The sequence below is a fragment of the Pseudomonas sp. G5001 genome (assembly GCF_013385475.1).
Classification (GTDB): domain Bacteria; phylum Pseudomonadota; class Gammaproteobacteria; order Pseudomonadales; family Pseudomonadaceae; genus Aquipseudomonas.
On sequence record NZ_JACAPZ010000009.1, the window covers coordinates 18,290 to 38,853 of the forward strand.

At 58.9% G+C, this 20,564-nt stretch carries 16 protein-coding genes; 2 read left to right on the forward strand and 14 right to left on the reverse strand.

Going from position 1 to position 20,564, the window contains the following annotated elements; genetic code table 11:
• Window positions 1-5: 5 nt before the first annotated feature.
• The 10 genes from brnQ to sdhC all read right to left on the reverse strand — a co-directional run bounded on the left by brnQ (window position 6) and on the right by sdhC (window position 13,133).
• A complete protein-coding gene (gene brnQ / locus HX805_RS08220; RefSeq protein WP_177116748.1) occupies window positions 6-1,319 on the reverse strand; it encodes a branched-chain amino acid transport system II carrier protein in 1,314 nt (437 codons plus the stop codon).
• Window positions 1,320-1,736: 417 nt separating this feature from the next.
• Window positions 1,737-2,618: a succinate--CoA ligase subunit alpha gene (sucD, locus tag HX805_RS08225; protein WP_003210566.1), complete on the reverse strand. Its 882-nt coding sequence runs from the start codon at window positions 2,616-2,618 to the stop codon at window positions 1,737-1,739.
• Window positions 2,618-3,784: an ADP-forming succinate--CoA ligase subunit beta gene (gene sucC, locus HX805_RS08230; RefSeq protein WP_003210567.1), complete on the reverse strand. Its 1,167-nt coding sequence runs from the start codon at window positions 3,782-3,784 to the stop codon at window positions 2,618-2,620. Before sucC ends, sucD begins: the two co-directional genes overlap by 1 nt.
• 214 nt (window positions 3,785-3,998) lie before the next feature.
• A complete protein-coding gene (lpdA, locus tag HX805_RS08235; RefSeq protein WP_003210568.1) occupies window positions 3,999-5,435 on the reverse strand; it encodes a dihydrolipoyl dehydrogenase in 1,437 nt (478 codons plus the stop codon).
• 95 nt (window positions 5,436-5,530) lie between these two features.
• Complete coding sequence (gene odhB / locus HX805_RS08240; protein WP_008434003.1) at window positions 5,531-6,763, reverse strand: 2-oxoglutarate dehydrogenase complex dihydrolipoyllysine-residue succinyltransferase; 1,233 nt, start codon at window positions 6,761-6,763, stop codon at window positions 5,531-5,533.
• A 44-nt stretch (window positions 6,764-6,807) separates the two neighbouring features.
• Window positions 6,808-9,639: a 2-oxoglutarate dehydrogenase E1 component gene (locus tag HX805_RS08245; protein WP_003210570.1), complete on the reverse strand. Its 2,832-nt coding sequence runs from the start codon at window positions 9,637-9,639 to the stop codon at window positions 6,808-6,810.
• A 262-nt stretch (window positions 9,640-9,901) separates the two neighbouring features.
• On the reverse strand, window positions 9,902-10,606 hold the full coding sequence (locus tag HX805_RS08250; RefSeq protein ID WP_003210571.1) for a succinate dehydrogenase iron-sulfur subunit: 705 nt from the start codon (window positions 10,604-10,606) through the stop codon (window positions 9,902-9,904).
• A gap of 11 nt (window positions 10,607-10,617) precedes the next feature.
• A complete protein-coding gene (gene sdhA / locus HX805_RS08255; RefSeq protein WP_003210572.1) occupies window positions 10,618-12,393 on the reverse strand; it encodes a succinate dehydrogenase flavoprotein subunit in 1,776 nt (591 codons plus the stop codon).
• A gap of 3 nt (window positions 12,394-12,396) precedes the next feature.
• The gene (gene sdhD / locus HX805_RS08260; RefSeq protein WP_003210573.1) at window positions 12,397-12,765 is read right to left on the reverse strand and encodes a succinate dehydrogenase, hydrophobic membrane anchor protein; all 369 of its coding nucleotides are present in this window, start codon (window positions 12,763-12,765) and stop codon (window positions 12,397-12,399) included.
• Window positions 12,759-13,133, reverse strand: a complete 375-nt coding sequence (gene sdhC / locus HX805_RS08265; RefSeq protein WP_008433998.1) for a succinate dehydrogenase, cytochrome b556 subunit — start codon at window positions 13,131-13,133, stop codon at window positions 12,759-12,761. Before sdhC ends, sdhD begins: the two co-directional genes overlap by 7 nt.
• Window positions 13,134-13,496: 363 nt before the next feature.
• On the opposite strand from sdhC, the gene gltA reads away from it, so the two are divergent.
• Window positions 13,497-14,786 carry a citrate synthase gene (gene gltA / locus HX805_RS08270; protein WP_003210575.1) on the forward strand — a complete coding sequence of 430 codons (1,290 nt, stop codon included), beginning with the start codon at window positions 13,497-13,499 and terminating at the stop codon, window positions 14,784-14,786.
• A gap of 162 nt (window positions 14,787-14,948) precedes the next feature.
• On the opposite strand, the gene HX805_RS08275 is transcribed toward gltA, so the two are convergent.
• From HX805_RS08275 to HX805_RS08285, 3 genes are all read right to left on the reverse strand, one after another.
• Window positions 14,949-16,607 carry a cation acetate symporter gene (locus tag HX805_RS08275; protein WP_003210576.1) on the reverse strand — a complete coding sequence of 553 codons (1,659 nt, stop codon included), beginning with the start codon at window positions 16,605-16,607 and terminating at the stop codon, window positions 14,949-14,951.
• On the reverse strand, window positions 16,604-16,915 hold the full coding sequence (locus tag HX805_RS08280; protein WP_003210577.1) for a DUF485 domain-containing protein: 312 nt from the start codon (window positions 16,913-16,915) through the stop codon (window positions 16,604-16,606). The genes HX805_RS08275 and HX805_RS08280 overlap by 4 nt, the downstream gene beginning before the upstream one ends.
• Window positions 16,916-17,155: 240 nt before the next feature.
• Entirely contained in the window at window positions 17,156-18,007 is an 852-nt protein-coding gene (locus tag HX805_RS08285; RefSeq protein WP_008433997.1) for a glycine betaine ABC transporter substrate-binding protein, read from the reverse strand.
• 330 nt (window positions 18,008-18,337) lie between these two features.
• Between HX805_RS08285 and HX805_RS08290 the strand changes: the two genes are divergently transcribed.
• Window positions 18,338-19,891, forward strand: a complete 1,554-nt coding sequence (locus HX805_RS08290) for a glycosyl hydrolase family 17 protein (RefSeq protein ID WP_177116749.1) — start codon at window positions 18,338-18,340, stop codon at window positions 19,889-19,891.
• Between the two features lie 98 nt (window positions 19,892-19,989).
• On the opposite strand, the gene HX805_RS08295 is transcribed toward HX805_RS08290, so the two are convergent.
• Window positions 19,990-20,358: a hypothetical protein gene (locus HX805_RS08295; protein ID WP_003210580.1), complete on the reverse strand. Its 369-nt coding sequence runs from the start codon at window positions 20,356-20,358 to the stop codon at window positions 19,990-19,992.
• Between the last annotated feature and the right edge of the window lie 206 nt (window positions 20,359-20,564).

Below are 20,564 nucleotides of genomic sequence, written 5' to 3' on the forward strand. Positions count from 1 at the left end.
AACGTTTAAGCCATCGCTTCACTGCGTTTGCCCAGCAGGCGGTCAATCACCACCGCAACCACCAGCGTCATCACCGAAGGCACCAGCCACGCCAGGCCCTGCTCGCTCAGCGGCAGGTGAGCCAGTTGCGATGGCATCCAGTCAGCCAGGCCCGCGCCCTTCAGCGCGTCAATGCAACCGAAGATGAACGACACCAGCATCACCGGGCCAACGATCCGGCCCTGCTCCTGCCAGAAGTCCTTACAGAAGCTCAGGGCCACCAGCACGATGCACGGCGGGTAGATGGCGGTCAGCACCGGGATCGAGAACGCGATCAGCTTGGTCAGGCCCAGGTTGGACACAACCAGCGAGAATACCGCCAGGATCACCACCAGGGTCTTATAGGACAGCGGCAGTACGCGGCTGAAGTACTCGGCGCAGGCGCAGGTCAGGCCCACCGCGGTTACCAGGCACGCCAGGGAAATCAGCACGGCGAGGAAGCCGCTGCCCAGGGAGCCGAAGGTGTGCTGGACGTAGGCGTGCAGCACGGCGGCGCCGTTGGCGGCACCGGCCGCCACTTCGTGGCTGCCTGAACCGAGGCGGAACAGGCTGATGTACACCAGCGCCAGGCCCACACCGGCAATCAGCCCGGCGATGATCGCGTAGCGGGTGATCAGCTTCGGCGACTCGACGCCACGGGAGCGGATCGCGTTGACGATCACAATGCCGAATACCAGCGCGCCGAGGGTATCCATGGTCAGGTAACCATTGATAAAGCCCTGGGAGAACGGTGCGGCCACGTACTCAGGGGTGGCAACACCCACATCGCCGGCCGGCAAGGCAAAGGCAGCAATGCCCAAGACGGCCAGGGCGATGATCTTCAACGGTGCCAGGAAACGACCAACCGTATCCAGCAGACGGCCCGGGTACAGGGAGATGAAGAACACCAACAGGAAGTACACCGAGCTGTAGAGGAACAGCGCCAGCGGGCTTTCACCGGTCAGCGGCGCCAGGCCCACTTCAAAGGAAACGGTGGCGGTTCGCGGGGTGGCGAACAACGGGCCGACAGCCAGGTAGGCCGCCGCTGCCAGCAAGCCACCGGCAATCTTGCCGATCGGACTGCTCAACGCGTCCATGCCACCACCGACCTTGGCCAGGGCGATAACGGTGATCACCGGCAAACCGACCGCGGTGATCAGGAAGCCCAGCGCCGCCATCCAGACATGAGGCCCGGACTGTAAACCGACGATTGGCGGGAAGATGATGTTGCCGGCGCCCACGAACAGGGCAAAAGTCATAAAGCCCAACGCCAGGATGTCCTGGCTTTTCAACACTTTCATTTGAGGAAATACCACACTACTGAATCGGAATTTAGAGAGGGCTTCCCTATGGATGAGGGAAATACTGCCGGTCCGGATGGGGACCGACCGGTCTGGCGCGAGGCTTCCTTTTGGGATGCGTACGCATAAAGAGGCGGCTAGCCTAACGAATTTGCGGGTCAAACGCACTGTTGCGGGGCGAACTGTCCGATAAGCGACATTTTTATGTCGCGTTTTTATATCTAAATTTTGAAATGCGATCGAATGTGGGAGCGGGCTTGCTCGCGAAAGCGGTGTATCAGCCACTCATGAGCTGACTGACACACCGCTTTCGCGAGCAAGCCCGCTCCCACATGTTGATCTCCACCAACCTTCAGAATGCACAAAGGCCACCCGAAGGTGGCCTTTGTGGGGTGAAGCGTCAGTTAAGCGCGAGGCTTACTTGACAGCCCAACCGGTCAGCTCGGACAAAGCCTTGCCGATGTCTGCCAGCGAACGCACGGTTTTAACGCCTGCGTCTTCCAGGGCAGCAAACTTCTCGTCTGCAGTACCCTTGCCGCCAGAGATGATTGCGCCCGCATGGCCCATGCGCTTGCCAGCAGGGGCAGTCACACCAGCGATGTAGGAAACAACCGGCTTGGTCACGTGTGCCTTGATGTAGGCAGCCGCTTCTTCTTCAGCCGAACCGCCGATCTCACCGATCATTACGATCGCTTCGGTCTTCGGGTCTTCCTGGAACAGCTTCAGGATGTCGATGAAGTTCGAGCCTGGGATCGGGTCACCGCCGATGCCGACGCAAGTCGACTGACCGAAACCGGCGTCAGTAGTCTGCTTGACAGCTTCGTAGGTCAGGGTGCCGGAACGGGAAACGATACCGACTTTACCTGGCAAGTGAATGTGACCTGGCATGATGCCGATCTTGCATTCGCCTGGAGTGATCACGCCTGGGCAGTTAGGGCCGATCAGGACTACGCCCAGCTCGTCGCACTTAACTTTAGCGTCCAGCATGTCCAGGGTAGGAATGCCTTCGGTGATGCAAACGATCAGCTTGATGCCGCCGAATGCTGCTTCCAGGATGGAGTCCTTGCAGAAAGGAGCTGGAACGTAGATCACGCTGGCGGTGGCGCCAGTGGCAGCTACAGCATCTTTCACGGTGTTGAACACTGGCAGGCCCAGGTGCTCGGTGCCGCCTTTACCAGGAGTAACGCCACCCACCATCTTGGTGCCGTATTCGATGGCTTGCTGGGTGTGGAAACTACCTTGGGAACCGGTAATACCCTGGCAGATAACCTTGGTGTCTTTATTGATCAGGACGCTCATTATTTGCCCTCCGCAGCTTTGACAACTTGTTGAGCAGCGTCGGTCAGGCTGGTAGCAGCGATGATGTTCAAACCGCTTTCTGCCAGTACTTTAGCGCCCAGTTCAGCGTTGTTACCTTCAAGGCGCACAACAACCGGGATTTTAACGCCGACTTCTTTCACTGCACCGATGATGCCTTCGGCAATCATGTCGCAACGAACGATGCCGCCGAAGATGTTGACCAGTACTGCAGCGACGTTGGAGTCGGACAGGATGATCTTGAACGCTTCGGTAACGCGTTCTTTGGTGGCACCGCCGCCTACGTCGAGGAAGTTGGCTGGTTTGCCGCCATGCAGGTTGACGATGTCCATGGTACCCATGGCCAGGCCAGCACCGTTGACCATGCAACCGATGTTACCTTCCAGGGCTACGTAGTTCAGTTCGAACTTGGCAGCGTGCGCTTCGCGCGGATCGTCTTGCGACGGATCGTGGAAAGTCTTCAGCTTAGGCTGACGGTACATGGCGTTGGCGTCGATGTTGATCTTGGCATCGAGGCAATGCAGATCGCCGTCAGCCTTGATCACCAGCGGGTTCACTTCCAGCAGGGCCAGATCGTGATCCTGGAACAGTTTGGCCAGACCTACGAAGATCTTGGCGAACTGGGCAACTTGCTTGCCTTCCAGACCCAACTGGAATGCCAGCTCGCGACCCTGGAATGGCTGAGCGCCAACCAGTGGATCGATAGTGGCTTTCAGAATTTTTTCTGGGGTTTCTTCAGCGATCTTCTCAATGTCCACGCCACCTTCGGTGGAGGCCATGAACACGATGCGACGGCTCGAACGGTCAACGACAGCGCCCAGGTACAGCTCTTTAGCGATATCAGTGCACGATTCAACCAGGATCTTGGTGACTGGCTGGCCATTGGCATCAGTCTGGTAAGTCACCAGACGCTTGCCCAGCCACTGCTGAGCGAAGGCTTTGGCGTCTTCTTTGCTGCGAACCAGCTTAACGCCGCCCGCTTTACCGCGACCACCAGCGTGGACCTGGGCTTTGACAACCCACTCGGTGCCGCCGATTTTGTCGCAAGCTTCTGCTGCTGCTTCCGGGGTGTCTACTGCGTAACCCTTGGATACTGGCAGGCCGTATTCAGCGAACAGCTGCTTACCCTGATACTCGTGAAGATTCATGCTTATTACCGTCTTCGTTAGGTACTGCGCATTCGGCGCTGCGCTCTTTATTGAGTGCCGCGCCACCTGTGACTGCTGCTTGCACAGTCAAACCACCAAAGGCCTGAACCCTGGGTGGTGAAACTGCGCAAGACTGCGTCCAGCGGATATTCCGCGGTGAGTCTTGCGCACAAGGCTCACGACGGGCAACCGCCGTGGTTTCTTATTATCTCGCTTAGCGCTTCTTCTTGTTGGCGATGTGGATGGCATGGCCATTCACTGCCAACGCGGCTTCGTGCAGCGCTTCGGACAGGGTCGGATGGGAGAAAACCATCATGCCGATGTCTTCGGCGCTGGTGCCGAATTCCATACCGATTGCGCCTTGCTGAACCAGTTCTGCTGCGCCTGGGCCGATCACATGGACGCCCAATACGCGGTCAGTCTTGGCATCAGCGATGACTTTGACAAAACCACCGGTGTCGTTGGCTGCCATGGCACGGCCAGAAGCGGCAAACGGGAAGGTGCCGACGTTAACTTCAACGCCTTCAGCTTTCAACTGCTGTTCGTTCTTGCCGACCCATGCAATTTCCGGGTGGGTGTAGATAACAGACGGGATCAGGTCGTAGTTCATCTGGGTCTTGTGACCCTTGATGCGCTCGACAACCATGATGCCTTCTTCGGAAGCCTTGTGCGCCAGCATCATGCCGCGAACCACGTCGCCAATGGCGTAGACGCCCGGCACGGTGGTAGCGCAGTGATCGTCAACGTGGATGAAACCACGCTCGTCGATGTTCACGCCGCTGTCGGAAGCCAGCAGATCAGTGGTCACCGGACGGCGACCAACGGCTACGATCAGCTTGTCGAAAGTGATGGTCTGTTCGCCATCCTTGTCGGTGTAGGTCACGACAACTTCTTCGCCGTTAACCTTGGAACCGGTAACACGAGCGCCCAGCTTGATGTCCAGACCTTGTTTGGTCAGGGTTTTCAGCGCTTCTTTGGACACTGCGGTGTCGGCAGCCAGCAGGAACGTGTCCAGGGCTTCCAGCACGGTCACTTCGGAACCCAGGCGGGACCAGACCGAACCCAGTTCCAGGCCGATCACGCCAGCGCCGATCACGCCCAGACGTTTTGGAACCGCCTGGAATTCCAGGGCGCCGGTCGAATCAACGATCACGTTCTGGTCAACCGGAGCCGGTGGAATGTCGATTGGACGCGAACCTGGAGCCAGGATCACGTTCTCGGCTTCGATGATTTCGGTCGAACCGTCAGGCTTGGTGATTTCAACTTTCTTGCCGGCCAGCAGTTTGCCGTGGCCTTGCAGGGAAGTAACGCCGTTGGCCTTGAACAGGGTAGCAACGCCGGAAGTCAGGCCTTTAACGATGTTGGCCTTGCGGCCGACCATCGCTGGCACGTCCATGGTCACGCCAGCGTGGTTGATGCCGTGGATGGCAAAACCGTCTTGCGCTTCGTGGAATTTCCAGGAGCTGTCCAGCAGCGCCTTGGAAGGAATGCAGCCAACGTTCAGGCAAGTACCGCCCAGCGCCAGTTTGCCTTCCTTGTCGGTGTATTTTTCGATGCAAGCAGTCGAGAGGCCCAGTTGTGCGGCCTTGATGGCGGCAACGTAGCCGCCAGGGCCTGCGCCAATCACTACAACGTCAAATTTCTGCGACATGAAAAAAAATCCTCTTTAGCTAAAAGCTTCAAGCCGTGAGCCGCACTCCGGCCTGCCTCGCGGCAGACCGGGTGGTACGGCGCACCGCCGCTTTATCAGATATCCAGCAGCAGACGAGCCGGGTCTTCCAGCAGGTTCTTGATGGTCACCAGGAAAGTCACGGCTTCTTTACCATCGATCAGGCGGTGATCGTACGACAGCGCCAGGTACATCATCGGGCGGATAACCACTTGGCCGTTGATCGCCATAGGACGCTGCAGAATGTTGTGCATGCCCAGGATCGCAGCTTGTGGCGGGTTGACGATCGGAGTCGACATCATCGAACCGAAAGTACCACCGTTGGTGATGGTGAAGGTACCACCGGTCATCTCGTCGATGGTCAGTTTGCCGTCACGGGCCTTCTTGCCGAAGTTGGCGATGCCGCCTTCGATTTCAGCCAGGCTCATCAGCTCGGCGTTACGCAGAACCGGTACCACCAGGCCACGGTCGCTGGAGACGGCAACGCCGACGTCAGCATAACCGTGGTAAACGATGTCGCCGCCGTCGATGGAAGCGTTGACTGCCGGGAAGCGTTTCAGCGCTTCGGTGGCCGCTTTCACGAAGAACGACATGAAGCCCAGGCGTACGCCGTTGTGGGACTTCTCGAACAGGTCCTTGTACTTCGAACGCAGGGCCATGACTTCGGTCATGTCGACTTCGTTGAACGTGGTCAGCATCGCCATGTTCGACTGTGCTTCAACCAGGCGCTTGGCCACGGTGGCACGCACGCGGGTCATCGGTACGCGCTTCTCGGTGCGGTCGCCAGCGGCGAACACAGGAGCAGCGGCAGCCGGGGCGGCAGCCTTGGCAGGCGCAGCAGCTGGAGCGTTTTTCTTGGCTTCAACGGCGGCAACCACGTCTTCCTTGGTCACACGGCCATCTTTGCCGGTGCCCTTGATGGACGCCAGGTTGATACCGTTTTCGTCAGCCAGCTGACGCGCAGCCGGTGCAGCGATTGGATCTTCGCCACCCGCAGCCGGTGCAGCAGCTGGAGCTGCGGCAGCAGCCGGTGCAGCAGCGGCGGCAGGAGCAGGAGCAGCGGCAGCAGCACCGCCCTCTTCGATCGAGCCCAGTACCTGGTTCGACAGGACGGTAGCGCCTTCTTCGGCAACGATTGCGCCCAGCACGCCGTCAGCTTCAGCCAACACTTCGAGCACGACCTTGTCGGTTTCGATGTCGACGATCAGGTCGTCACGCTTGACGGCCTCGCCTGGTTTCTTGTGCCAGGTGGCAACGGTGCCATCGGCAACCGATTCCGGGAATGACGGGGCTTTGATTTCGATAGCCATTATCTGTGGGTCCTTAAAATTCGGTTTCAGTCAGCGCGAAGGCGTTAAACAGTGAAAGCATCTTGCAGCAGTTTTTCCTGCTGCTCGGCGTGCATCGACGCATAACCACACGCAGGTGCAGCAGAAGCATCACGACCGGCGTACTCCAGGCCCAGTGCCTGTTTGTGATTGCCGATGCTGCGACGCAGATGATGCTGGCTGCTGTACCACGCGCCCTGGTTCATCGGTTCTTCCTGACACCACACCACATTGGTGAGGTTGGTGTAAGGCGCGATGGCCTCCATCAGGTCGTCTTCCGGGAACGGGTAAAGCTGCTCGATCCGCACGATGGCGATGTCTTCGCGGCCTTCGGCACGGCGTTTTTCCAGCAAATCGTAGTAAACCTTGCCGCTGCACAGGATCAGGCGAGTTACCTTGGCCGCGTCCAGGGTGTCGATTTCTGAAATAACGGTCTGGAACGAACCATCCGCCAGATCTTCCAGGGTCGAGATGGCCAATTTATGACGCAGCAGCGATTTCGGCGTCAGCACTACCAGCGGCTTGCGCAGCGGGCGGATCACCTGGCGACGCAGCAAGTGGTAGATCTGGGCCGGGGTAGTCGGCACGCACACCTGGATGTTGTGCTCGGCGCACAATTGCAGGTAACGCTCCAGACGGGCCGAGGAGTGCTCCGGACCCTGACCTTCATAACCGTGTGGCAGCAGCATGGTCAGACCGCACAGACGGCCCCACTTGTGCTCGCCGCTGGTGATGAACTGGTCGATAACCACCTGGGCACCGTTGGCGAAGTCGCCGAACTGGGCTTCCCAGATCACCAGCGCCTGAGGCGTGGTGGTCGAGTAACCGTATTCGAACGCCAGTACGGCTTCTTCGGACAGGAACGAATCGTACAGGTCGAAACGTGGCTGGCCTTCGTACAGGTTCTGCAACGGGATGTAGGTGCCCGCGTCTTTCTGGTTGTGCAACACAGCGTGACGGTGCGAGAACGTACCGCGGCCGATGTCCTGGCCGGTCATGCGGATCGGGTGACCTTCGAACGCCAGGGTCGCGTACGCCATGGTTTCAGCGTAACCCCAGTTGATCGGCAGGCCGCCGGCTTGCATCTTCTGACGGTCTTCGTAGATCTTCGCAACCTGGCGCTGTACGACGAAACCGTCTGGGATTTCCAGCAGCTTGGCCGACAGTTCCTGCAGGGTCTTCAGATCGAACGAGGTGTCGTGACGCGCCGTCCAGGCGTGGCCCAGGTACGGACGCCAGTCAACGAACAGCTCTTTGTTCGGCTCCTTGACCAGGCTTTTCACGACATGCAGGCCGTTGTCCAGCGCGTTGCGGTATTCATCGATCTTCGCCTGAACACGTGCATCGTCCACCACGCCGGCCTTGATCAGGCTATCGGCATACAGCTCACGGGTGGTGCGCTGCTTGGTGATTTGCTGGTACATCAACGGTTGGGTGCCGCTAGGCTCATCCGCTTCGTTGTGACCGCGACGACGGTAGCAGACCAGGTCGATGACCACGTCACGCTTGAACTGCATGCGGTAATCGATGGCCAACTGGGTCACGAACAACACGGCTTCCGGATCATCACCATTCACATGGAGGATCGGCGCCTGGATCATCTTGGCAACGTCGGTCGCGTACTCGGTAGAGCGCGCGTCCAGCGGGTTGCTGATGGTGAAGCCCACCTGGTTGTTGATGACGATGTGAACCGTACCGCCAGTCTTGAAGCCGCGAGTCTGCGACATCTGGAAGGTTTCCAGGACCACGCCCTGACCGGCGAATGCCGCGTCACCGTGGATGGAAATCGGCAGGACCTTCTCACCGGTGGAATCGTTGCGACGATCCTGGCGCGCACGTACCGACCCCTCGACCACTGGAGAAACGATTTCCAGGTGGGATGGGTTGAACGCCATGGCCAGGTGAACTTCACCGCCGGTGGTCATTACGTTGGACGAGAAGCCCTGGTGATATTTAACGTCACCGGAACCCAGCTCGACCTTCTTCTTGCCTTCGAACTCGTCGAACAGCTCGCGCGGGTTCTTGCCGAAGGTGTTGACCAGCACGTTCAAACGACCACGGTGGGCCATGCCGATCACGATTTCCTTGGTGCCGTAGGAACCGGAACGCTGGATCAGCTCGTCGAGCATCGGGATCAGGCTTTCGCCGCCTTCCAGGCCGAAACGCTTGGTGCCCGGGTATTTGGTGCCCAGGTATTTTTCCAGGCCTTCCGCTGCAGTGACGCGCTCAAGCAAGTGGCTCTTGACGTCCGCAGACAGCACCGGGCGACCACGCACGCCTTCAAGGCGGTGCTGGAACCAGTGGCGCTGCTCGGAATCAGTGATGTGCGTAAATTCGGCACCGATGGTGCGGCAATATGTCTGCTGCAACGCTTCGTGAATTTCGCGTAGGCTCGCTTCCTCTTTGCCGATGAACAGGTCGCCGGCACGGAAGGTCGTATCAAGATCGGCATTGGTCAAGCCGTAATGATTGATCGACAGGTCTGCAGGTGCAGGACGCTGCCACAGCCCCAGCGGGTCAAGCTGGGCTGCCTGGTGGCCACGCATACGGTAGGCCTGGATCAGTCGCAGTACTTCAACTTGCTTCTTCTCGTGCTCACTGCTCACGCTTGCGGCAGAAACCGGCTGGGCGCGGCGCTGGTTCTTTGCCAGCAGCACGAACTGATCGCGAATTGTTGCGTGCGATACATCGGTGGCAGCGTTGCCGTCTGAAGACAACGTCTGAAATTTGGTGCGCCATTCTTCTGGCACAGCGTTAGGGTCGTGCAGGTAGAGCTCATAAAGCTCTTCCACATAGGCAGCGTTACCACCTGAAAGATAGCCGCTGTTCCACATGCGCTGCATCACGCTTTCTTGCATGCTTGGTCACCCTCGATTTGGGGACACCACCGGCGAAAACACCGAGTTTGCTTGCAAAAGGCCAAGTGCAGCGACCAAAACAAGCCACTTAGGATCACGCTGATAGTTCGGGTACCAACCCGAATGCCCCTGCTTGTCTCATTTCTTCAAAATAAGAGCCGCGTCTTTGTAAGTCGCTGCTCAAGTTAAAACTACGGCGCCGGTTGAAGCCTGCGCCGTAGCATCTACGGGCACAACGGTCCTGCTTTTACTACAACGTCGGTTACACGCCGCTTTGCAGCAGCATGCTACGTACGTGACCAATGGCCTTAGTCGGGTTCAGGCCTTTGGGACATACGTTGACGCAGTTCATGATCCCGCGGCAGCGGAATACGCTGAACGGGTCATCCAGCGAAGCCAGACGCTCGGCAGTCTTGGTGTCACGGCTGTCTGCCAGGAAGCGGTACGCTTGCAGCAGGGCAGCTGGGCCCAGGAACTTGTCGGGGTTCCACCAGAAGGACGGGCAGGAAGTCGAGCAGCAAGCGCACAGGATGCACTCGTACAGACCGTCCAGCTTCTCGCGTTCTTCCGGAGTCTGCAGACGCTCGATGGCCGGAGCCGGCGTGTCGTTCTGCAGGAATGGCTTAACCTTCTCGTATTGCTTGTAGAAGATGCTCATATCGACGACCAGGTCACGGATAACCGGCAAACCTGGCAGCGGACGAACAACCAACTTGTTGCCTTTCACCACGGAAGACAGCGGCGTGATGCACGCCAGGCCGTTCTTGCCGTTGATGTTCATGCCGTCGGAGCCGCAGACACCCTCACGGCAAGAGCGACGATAGGAGAAACCTTCGTCCTGCTCTTTAACCAGGGCCAGCACGTCCAGCACCATCAGGTCCTTACCACCGGTATCGACCTGGAATTCCTGCATGAACGGCGCAGCGTCCTGATCAGGGTTGTAGCGATAAACACTGACTTTCAACATGGCAGCCACCCTTAGTAAGTCCGAATCTTCGGTTCAAACGTCGGAACCGTCTTCGGCGAGAAGTTCACGGCACGCTTGGTTACGCGCTTGTCACCCGGGAAGTACAGGGTGTGGCACAACCAGTTTTCGTCGTCGCGGTCTTCATAGTCTTCACGAGCGTGAGCACCACGGGATTCTTTACGAACCTCGGCGGCGATCGCAGTCGCTTCAGCCACTTCCAGCAGGTTTTGCAGCTCAAGGGCTTCGATTCGAGCGGTGTTGAACGCCTGGCTCTTGTCGTTGATCTTGACGTTGGCGATGCGCGTACGCAGGTCAGCCAGCTGGGCGATACCTTTCTGCATGTATTCGCCGGTACGGAACACACCGAAGTAGTTCTGCATGCAGCTTTGCAGCTCTTTGCGCAGGGAGGCGACGTCTTCGCCATCGGTACGCGAGTTCAGGCCATCCAGACGTGCCAGGGCAGCGTCGATGTCGGACTGGCGTGGACGCGCGTAATCAACGCCTTCCTTCAGGGTCTGTTCCAGGAACAGGCCGGCGGCGCGACCGAATACCACCAGGTCGAGCAGCGAGTTGCCGCCCAGGCGGTTGGCACCGTGAACCGATACGCACGCCACTTCACCTACCGCGAACAGACCAGGGATGATCTGGTCAACGCCGTCGGCGTCCTGGGTGATCGCCTGGCCATGAATGTTGGTGGCAACGCCGCCCATCATATAGTGGCAAGTTGGAACAACCGGGATCGGCGCAACAGCCGGGTCTACGTGGGCAAAGGTCTTGGACAGCTCCATGATGCCTGGCAGACGGCTGTGCAGCACTTCTTCACCGAGGTGATCGAGCTTCAGCATCACGTGGTCGCCATCGGGACCACAGCCGTTACCGGCGATGATCTCTTTAACCATGGAACGGGCTACAACGTCACGACCGGCAAGGTCTTTGGCGTTCGGAGCATAACGCTCCATGAAGCGCTCGCCGTTCTTGTTGATCAGGTAACCACCTTCACCACGGCAACCTTCTGTAACCAGTACACCGGCGCCGGCGATGCCGGTCGGGTGGAACTGCCACATTTCGATGTCTTGTACCGGAACGCCTGCACGCAGGGCCATGCCGATACCGTCACCGGTGTTGATCAGGGCGTTGGTAGTCGAAGAGTAGATACGGCCTGCACCGCCGGTCGCCAATACGGTGGCGTTAGCCCGCACGTACGAGGTTTCGCCGGTTTCGATGCAGATAACGATCATGCCTACAAAGGCACCGTCTTCGTTCTTCACCAGGTCGACGCCGTAGTATTCGTTGAGGAATACGGTGCCGGCCTTCAGGTTGGCCTGGTACAGGGTGTGCAACAGCGCGTGACCGGTACGGTCGGCTGCGGCACAGGTACGAGCGGCCTGGCCACCCTTACCGAAGTCTTTCGACTGACCGCCGAACGGACGCTGGTAGATGCGACCCTGTTCGGTACGGGAGAACGGCAGACCCATGTGTTCCAGCTCGAAGACCGCTTCCGGGCCTACGGAGCACATGTATTCGATAGCGTCCTGGTCACCGATATAGTCGGAACCCTTGACGGTATCGTACATGTGCCAGCGCCAGTCATCGTTTGGATCGGCGGAGGCGATGGCGCACGTGATGCCACCCTGGGCCGAAACGGTGTGGGAACGGGTCGGGAACACCTTGGTGATCACGGCAGTCTTGTGACCGCCCTGGGCCAGTTGCAGCGCAGCGCGCATGCCGGCACCGCCGCCGCCAATGATGATGGCGTCGAATGAAAGCGTATTAACTGTGTTAGCCATGAATCAGATACCCCAAAGAATCTGCACACCCCAGACGAAGTAAGCGAACATCGCGACGCCGCATACTGCCTGGAAGAGAAACCGTACTGCTGTCGCGGACTTGCCCAGCGCCATCGGCGTCAGGTAGTCGGTCGCGATGGTCCACATGCCAACCCAGGCGTGAGCGCCCAGGGCTACAAGGGCCAGCAGACTGAAGATGCGCATCCCGTTGTGAGCGAACAGGCCGTGCCATTGGGCGTAGCCAATGCCAGGGTTCGCCGCGAGGTACCCGATCAGGAAGATGAAATAAGCCGCGAGAACAACCGCAGACACACGTTGCGCCATCCAGTCATAGAGGCCCGAACGCGACAGGTTCGTAACGCTGGTTACCATATCCAAACTCCCGCCAGAACGATCAGCACCACGGAAATGGCGATGACGATTTTCGAGCCCAGCTTGCCGCCTTCCAGCGTCTCACCGATACCCATGTCCATGATCAAGTGGCGAATACCGGCCACAAGGTGATAAAGCAGAGCGGACAGGAGGCCCCAGGCGACGAATTTGGCCAGCGGACTGGTCAAGCATGCCTTCACCTCGGCGTACCCTTCTTCCGAACCCAGGGATTTGCTCAATGCATAAAGCATGATGCCCAGGCCAAGAAACAGGATGATGCCGGATACACGGTGCAGGAACGACGTTACGCCGGTGATGGGGAGTTTGATGGTCCTTAGGTCTAGGTTTACAGGTCGTTGGCTATTCACGGCTTTTTTTCACACTGAAGAGCCCCTAACAATCAGGGCAAAGTTGTTGGGGAGTGCACTGGTCAGGTAACCACCACCCAGGGAGTGCGACCCCCATCAAAACGGGCCCAAAAGCCCCTGGCGGTCGGAGGCCGAGTATAGACAGTTAGGCAACTAATGACAACGCGCACTCCTCACCCTAATAGCGCATTGCGCTGGCGGCATAAAAGGCGTAAACGGCAGGTAATTTCGAGGAAAAAGTACGGTTAAAGCCTTCTGGAGCAAGACTTTAGGCAAATTGACATCTGAATTTATCTCACTATAGTGGTGCGGGCCCTGCGTGGGGGGTCTGTCTGATGATTTGAAGCATAAATAGGAGGCCACATGGCTGACAAAAAAGCGCAGTTGATCATCGAGGGCGCAGCCCCCGTCGAGCTGCCCATTTTAACCGGCACCGTTGGTCCCGATGTTATCGACGTACGGGGCCTGACGGCCACGGGCCGTTTTACATTCGACCCAGGCTTCATGTCGACCGCCTCATGCGAGTCGAAGATCACCTATATCGACGGTGATAACGGTATCTTGCTGCACCGCGGCTACCCGATCGAACAGCTTGCTGAACAGTCGGACTACCTGGAAACCTGCTACCTGCTGCTTAATGGCGAATTGCCAACAGCTGAGCAAAAGGCCCAGTTTGTCAGCACCGTGAAGAACCACACCATGGTTCACGAGCAGTTGAAGACCTTCTTCAACGGCTTCCGTCGCGACGCCCACCCGATGGCCGTCATGTGCGGCGTAGTCGGCGCCCTGTCGGCCTTCTATCACGACTCCCTGGACATCAATAACCCGCAGCATCGCGAAATCTCCGCGATCCGCCTGGTTGCCAAGATGCCGACCCTGGCCGCAATGGTTTACAAGTACTCCATGGGCCAACCCATGATGTACCCGCGCAACGACCTGACGTACGCGGAAAACTTCCTGCACATGATGTTCAACACCCCGTGCGAGATCAAACCGATCAGCCCGGTGCTGGCCGCCGCGATGGACAAGATCTTCATCCTCCACGCCGACCACGAACAGAACGCCTCGACGTCTACCGTGCGCCTGGCGGGCTCCTCGGGTGCCAACCCGTTCGCCTGTATCGCCGCCGGTATCGCCGCACTGTGGGGCCCTGCCCACGGCGGTGCGAACGAAGCCGTATTGACCATGCTCGATGAAATCGGCGATGTCTCGAACATCGACAAGTTCATCGCCAAGGCCAAGGACAAGAACGATCCGTTCAAGTTGATGGGCTTCGGTCACCGGGTCTACAAGAACCGCGACCCGCGCGCCACCGTAATGAAGAAGACCTGCGACGAAGTGTTGAAGGAACTGGGCATCAAGAACGATCCGCAACTCGAACTGGCCATGCGCCTGGAAGAGATCGCCCTGACCGACCCGTACTTCATCGAGCGCTCGCTGTACCCGAACGTCGACTTCTACTCGGGGATCATCCTCAAGGCGATCGGCATTCCAACCAGCATGTTCACCGTGATCTTCGCCCTGGCGCGGACCGTGGGCTGGATCTCCCACTGGAAAGAAATGCTCTCCAGCCCGTACAAGATTGGCCGTCCGCGCCAGCTGTACACCGGCTACGAGTCGCGTGACATCACCAAGCTGGAAGACCGCAAGTAAGCTGATCGCTACTTGGCTACACCGAAAACGGCCTCCCTTGATAGAGAGGCCGTTTTTATTTGTGCCGGATTTGAGAAACAGTTTTGTCGTATCTGTTACCAATAAAGGCAAAAAAAAGCCCCGATCTCACGACCGGGGCATTTTTTTGTAACTGTTACAGGCTTAGTGGCTAACCGCCCCACTCGCCCCCAGGCCAGTCTGCGAACGCACAAACTGCGGGAAGTACAGCGCACGTTCCTTCTCTGCCGCCGCCGACTTGTCGGTGATGGAGAAGAACCAGATGCCGATGAACGCAATGATCATCGAGAACAGCGCCGGGTACTCGTAAGGGAAGATCGCCTTCTCATGGTGCAGGATCGAGACCCAGATGGTCGGGCCGAGGATCATCAGGCCAACGGCACTGATCAAGCCCAGCCAGCCACCAATCATCGCACCGCGGGTAGTGAGGTTTTTCCAGTACATGGAAAGCAGCAGCACCGGGAAGTTACAGCTGGCCGCAATGGAGAACGCCAGGCCAACCATGAACGCGATGTTCTGGCTTTCAAACAGGATGCCCAAGCCAATCGCCAGCACTGCCAGGGCGATGGTGGTGATCTTCGATACGCGAATCTCATCCTTCTCGTTGGCCTTGCCTTTCTTGATCACGCTGGCGTACAGGTCATGGGACACCGCCGAAGCACCCGCGAGGGTCAAACCGGCAACCACTGCCAGGATGGTGGCAAACGCCACGGCCGAGATGAAGCCCAGGAAGATACTGCCGCCCACCGCGTTGGCCAGGTGCACCGCCGCCATGTTGTTACCGCCGAGCAAGGCACCTGCAGCATCCTTGAACGCCGGGTTGGTGCTGACCAGCAGGATCGCGCCGAAGCCGATGATGAAGGTCAGGATATAGAAGTAGCCGATGAAGCCAGTGGCATACAGCACGCTCTTGCGAGCTTCCTTCGCGTCACTCACGGTGAAGAAGCGCATCAGGATGTGCGGCAGGCCGGCGGTACCGAACATCAGTGCCAGGCCGAGGGAGAACGCCGAAATCGGGTCTTTCACCAGGCCGCCCGGGCTCATGATCGCTTCACCTTTAGGGTGAACCTTGATCGCCTCGGCAAACAGCATGTTGAAGTCGAAGTTGACGTGTTTCATCACCATCAGCGCCATGAACGAGGCACCGGACAGCAGCAGCACTGCCTTGATGATCTGTACCCAGGTGGTCGCCAGCATGCCGCCGAACAACACATAGAGGCACATCAGGATGCCCACCAGGATCACCGCAACGTGGTAATCCAGGCCGAACAGCAGCTGGATCAGCTTGCCCGCGCCTACCATCTGCGCGATCAGGTAGAACGCCACCACCACCAAAGAGCCACAGGCCGACAGGCTGCGGATCTGGGTTTGCCCCAGGCGATAGGACGCCACGTCGGCAAAGGTGTATTTGCCCAGGTTACGCAGGCGCTCGGCGATCAGGAACAGAATGATCGGCCAGCCCACCAGGAAGCCGATGGAGTAGATCAGGCCGTCGTAGCCGGAGGTGAACACCAGCGCGGAAATCCCCAGGAAGGAGGCTGCCGACATGTAGTCACCGGCAATCGCCAGACCGTTCTGGAACCCGGTGATCTTGCCGCCGGCCGCATAGTAGTCGGCCGCCGACTTGTTGCGCTTGGACGCCCAGTAGGTGATGCACAAGGTCGCGCCGACGAAGGCCACGAACATCAGGATCGCTGCGATATTCAGCGGTTGTTTATGCACTTCGCCGGTGAGTGCATCGGCCGCCCAAACGGCAGGTGCAAAGGCCGAAGCGCCGAGTACAGCCAATAGACGACGGATCATTGCGCAGCCTCCTTGAGAATCGCATTGTTCAAGTCGTCGAATTCGCCGTTGGCGCGTCGTACATAGATGCCGGTGAGGACGAAGGCCGACACAATCAGCCCGACCCCGATCGGGATCCCCCACGTAATGGACGAACCGGGGCTGATCTTGGCCCCCAGTATTTGCGGCCCATAGGCAATCAGAAGAATGAAAGCGGAGTAAAGCCCAAGCATGATTGCCGAGAGAATCCAGGCGAATCTTTCCCTTTTACTAACCAGCTCCTTGAAACGCGGGCTGTTTTGAATCGAGAGGTAAATGCTGTCGTTCATTGTTTTTATCCTCGCAGCACAGCTTTTTATTATTGGAACATATCCACTGTATGCGGCTGAGGAACAGGTTCCAGACGACCTTAGTAGTAGAAGGAGTGTAGCGAGGGTTTACGGGTGTGCAGAAACAATTGTAGGAGCGAGCTTGCTCGCGAAAAACGTCAACGGTAACGCGTTCATTCTGGATGATCGCGGTGCCCTTGCGTTCTTCGCGAGCAAGCTCGCTCCTACAGTTTTAACGCCTTATTTAGCGGTCCACTCGGCGACGCGCTCAGGGTGCTTGGCCACCCAGTCCTTGGCCGCCGCTTCAGGCTTGGCGCCCTCCTGGATCGCCAGCATGACTTCGCCGATTTCATCCTTGGAGGCCCACTGGAATTTCTTCAGGAACGCCACGACTTCCGGGGCTTTCTTTTCCAGGCCTTTGCTGCCGATGCTGTTGACGGTCTCAGCAGCACCATAAATTCCTTTTGGGTCGTCCAGGAAACGCAGTTTCCACTTGGCGAACATCCAGTGTGGCACCCAGCCGGTGACCGCAATGGATTCCTGTTTGTCTTCGGCACGGGTCAACTCGGCGATCATCGCCGCGCCCGAGCTGGCTTGCAGCTTGTAGTCCAGGCCATAGGCCTTGATTGCTTCGTCGGTCTTGAGCATCACACCTGAACCGGCGTCGATACCCACGATCTTGTTCTTGAAGGTGGTGTCGGTCTTGAGGTCTTCGATGGATTTGGCTTTCACGTACTCAGGCACGATCAGGCCGATCTTGGCGTCCTTGAAGTTGGGGCCGTAGTCGACCACCTTGTCCTTGTTCTTGGCCCAGTATTCACCGTGGGTCACCGGCAACCAGGCGGAGAGCATGGCGTCGAGTTTGCCGGTGGCCACGCCTTGCCACATGATCCCGGTGGCGACCGCTTGCAGTTTCACGTCATAACCGAGCTTTTGCTTGATCACTTCTGCCGCCACGTGGGTGGTGGCGACACTGTCCGACCAGCCATCCACATAGCCGATGCTCAGGGTTTTGCTGTCGGCGCTGGCCAGTGTGGAGCTCATCGCAACTACCAGAGTGGCAGCTGCGCCCAAGAGTCGTCGCATCTTCATAGTGCTTCCCCGAAAGTGCTGCGCCCGGCGGATGCCGAGCGACGTCAACCTGTTGTTATGTGGTGCACCGCGCCCCCTTCACGCGCATCGATCACGTGGGTGCCTCATCAGTGGAGGGCTGACACTTCGATCATCAACCTGCTGCCACAAGCGACCTGCTCTGACTGCGACCTCAGGTAAGCAAGAAACGACATCACATCGCCAGCAGGATGATTTGTAGGACATTCACCGACGATCCCGCCCGAACTTTGCATGTCAAAATTATGCGGCCCCACTGGGACGGCTCAAATCCGGGTAAGATGCGCGCCTTTGCCCCCAGACGGCCTGATCATGCCCGCGACTGCACGTTTCCCGCTCCTGCCCTATTTATTTGCCCTGATCCTCGGTGTGCTGGCCCTCGGCGGCTATTGGTACGGCCTTGGCCAACCGGTGGTGCTGCCGGACGTGGCCAGCGCCAGCCACAAGCTGCAATGTGCGTCCTACACGCCCTTCGACAAAGACCAGTCGCCGTTCGACCAGCCGTTCAAACTGCGCCCCGAGCGCATGGACGCCGACCTGGCGTTGCTGGCCACCCGTTTCGAATGCATTCGCACCTACTCCCAGACCGGCCTTGAAGACTTGCCGGCACTGGCGCGCAAACACGGCCTGAAGCTGATGAGCGGCGCATGGGTCAGCAGTGATCCGGTGGCCACCGCCAAGGAAGTCGAGGCACTGATCGCTTCGGCCAATGCCAACCCCGACGTCGTCACCTCGGTGATCGTCGGCAACGAAACCCTGCTGCGCAAGGAAGTTACTGCCGCGCAGTTGGTCAAGTTGATCCATCACGTCAAGGACCATATCAAGCAACCGGTCACCTACGCCGATGTGTGGGAGTTCTGGCTGCAACACCCGGAAATCGCCCCGGCCGTGGACTTCCTGACCATCCACCTGCTGCCGTACTGGGAAGATGACCCCTCGGGCATCGACCAGGCGCTCAAGCACGTGGGCGATGTGCGCCAGACCTTCGGCAACAAGTTCGCCCCCAAGGACGTGATGATCGGCGAGACCGGCTGGCCGAGCGAAGGCCGCCAGCGGGAAACGGCGGTGCCGAGCCGGGTCAACGAAGCGAAATTCATGCGCGGGTTCGTGGCCATGGCCGAAGCCAATGGCTGGCACTACAACCTGATCGAAGCCTTTGACCAGCCGTGGAAACGCGCCAGTGAAGGGGCGGTGGGGGGTTACTGGGGCCTGTTTGATGCGGATCGCCAGGACAAGGGCGTGCTCGCCGGCCCGGTGACCAATGTGCCGTACTGGCCGCTGTGGCTGGGGGTTGGCGGGATCATCCTGCTGGGCACGCTGCTGCTGGGTGGCCGCGTGCGCACGACCCGGGCTGCGTTGTTGTTGCCATTGCTGGGCGCCGTGGCGGCCTGCTCGATCGGCACCTGGGCCGAGTTGAACCGGGTCACCGCGCGCTTCACGGATGAGTGGGTGTGGGCTGGATTGCTGGTGGCCTTGAACCTTGCGGTACTGGCTCACGCCGCCCTGGCGTTGAGTGCGCGAGAAGGTTGGCGCGAACGCGCCTTCAACTGGCTGGAGCAGCGCGCTGGCTGGCTGGTGGCAATCGCCGGGTTTGCCGGTGCGGTCATGATGCTGGCGCTGGTATTTGACCCGCGTTACCGCAGCTTCCCGAGTGCCGCGCTGGTGCTGCCGGCGCTGGTGTACCTGGTGCGTCCGGTGAGCGGACTGCGGCGGGAGATTGCATTGCTGGCGTTCATCATCGGTGCCGGTATTGCGCCGCAGTTGTTCCGTGAAGGGTTGATGAACCAGCAGGCGTGGGGTTGGGCGGTGGTGAGCCTGCTCATGGTCCTAGCATTGTGGCGTTGCTTGCGGGTGCGCAAGGCTTAAGACCGCTTTCGCGAGCAAGCCCGCTCCCACACTCGACCGCATTCCAAGGGATGTACTCGGTCAAATGTGGGAGCGGGCTTGCTCGCGAAGAGGCCCTGTCAGGCAACGCGAGGCTTACGGACCAACCGCAACCCCGCAATCACCACCGCAAACACCGCAAAGGTCGTGTTGTACAACGCCAACGCCGGAAACCCGAACACCAGCGCCAACACCGCCAAACCCCACCCGGCCCGGCCCGGCACGAAAAACGCCAGCACCGCCGTGACCAGCGCCGCCCAGCCCAGCACCTTGAAGTGAATCATCAACCCCAGGTTGGAACGCACCTGGCATTCCCAGCGGCTGGCTTCGTCAGCGCAAATGCCCACCCAACGGCCATCCTCCATGAATCCGTAACGCGCGCCATAACTGGCGGCCAGCCAAAGCGGCAGGGCAATAAGCAACAGGATCAGCGGAAAACGGCGGGACATGGGGCACTCCGATAGGCGAAAACGGCGCCCAGCTTAATCCCCCGGTGGCCGTTGGCAAGTTTTGCAAACAGATAAGTGTTCATTAAGGCGTGCCAAAGTGTATCGTCTCGCTACTATTACCCCGATTCCGACGTTTTTTCCGACTTTTAGTGCCGAAGGCTGGCACTTCGGCAGCAACGCGGTGGTCATAGCCTGCGAACTCCACT

What these genes read in the sequence shown, in the direction of transcription:
- gltA (WP_003210575.1), top strand. Translation starts at nt 13,497, where the DNA reads ATGGCTGACAAAAAAGCGCAGTTGATCATCGAGGGCGCAGCCCCCGTC.
- HX805_RS08285 (WP_008433997.1), bottom strand. Translation starts at nt 18,007, where the DNA reads ATGAAGATGCGACGACTCTTGGGCGCAGCTGCCACTCTGGTAGTTGCG.
- lpdA (WP_003210568.1), bottom strand. Translation starts at nt 5,435, where the DNA reads ATGTCGCAGAAATTTGACGTTGTAGTGATTGGCGCAGGCCCTGGCGGC.
- HX805_RS08290 (WP_177116749.1), top strand. Translation starts at nt 18,338, where the DNA reads ATGCCCGCGACTGCACGTTTCCCGCTCCTGCCCTATTTATTTGCCCTG.
- brnQ (WP_177116748.1), bottom strand. Translation starts at nt 1,319, where the DNA reads ATGAAAGTGTTGAAAAGCCAGGACATCCTGGCGTTGGGCTTTATGACT.
- sdhA (WP_003210572.1), bottom strand. Translation starts at nt 12,393, where the DNA reads ATGGCTAACACAGTTAATACGCTTTCATTCGACGCCATCATCATTGGC.
- sdhD (WP_003210573.1), bottom strand. Translation starts at nt 12,765, where the DNA reads ATGGTAACCAGCGTTACGAACCTGTCGCGTTCGGGCCTCTATGACTGG.
- HX805_RS08250 (WP_003210571.1), bottom strand. Translation starts at nt 10,606, where the DNA reads ATGTTGAAAGTCAGTGTTTATCGCTACAACCCTGATCAGGACGCTGCG.
- odhB (WP_008434003.1), bottom strand. Translation starts at nt 6,763, where the DNA reads ATGGCTATCGAAATCAAAGCCCCGTCATTCCCGGAATCGGTTGCCGAT.
- HX805_RS08295 (WP_003210580.1), bottom strand. Translation starts at nt 20,358, where the DNA reads ATGTCCCGCCGTTTTCCGCTGATCCTGTTGCTTATTGCCCTGCCGCTT.
- HX805_RS08280 (WP_003210577.1), bottom strand. Translation starts at nt 16,915, where the DNA reads ATGAACGACAGCATTTACCTCTCGATTCAAAACAGCCCGCGTTTCAAG.
- HX805_RS08275 (WP_003210576.1), bottom strand. Translation starts at nt 16,607, where the DNA reads ATGATCCGTCGTCTATTGGCTGTACTCGGCGCTTCGGCCTTTGCACCT.
- sucC (WP_003210567.1), bottom strand. Translation starts at nt 3,784, where the DNA reads ATGAATCTTCACGAGTATCAGGGTAAGCAGCTGTTCGCTGAATACGGC.
- sucD (WP_003210566.1), bottom strand. Translation starts at nt 2,618, where the DNA reads ATGAGCGTCCTGATCAATAAAGACACCAAGGTTATCTGCCAGGGTATT.
- HX805_RS08245 (WP_003210570.1), bottom strand. Translation starts at nt 9,639, where the DNA reads ATGCAAGAAAGCGTGATGCAGCGCATGTGGAACAGCGGCTATCTTTCA.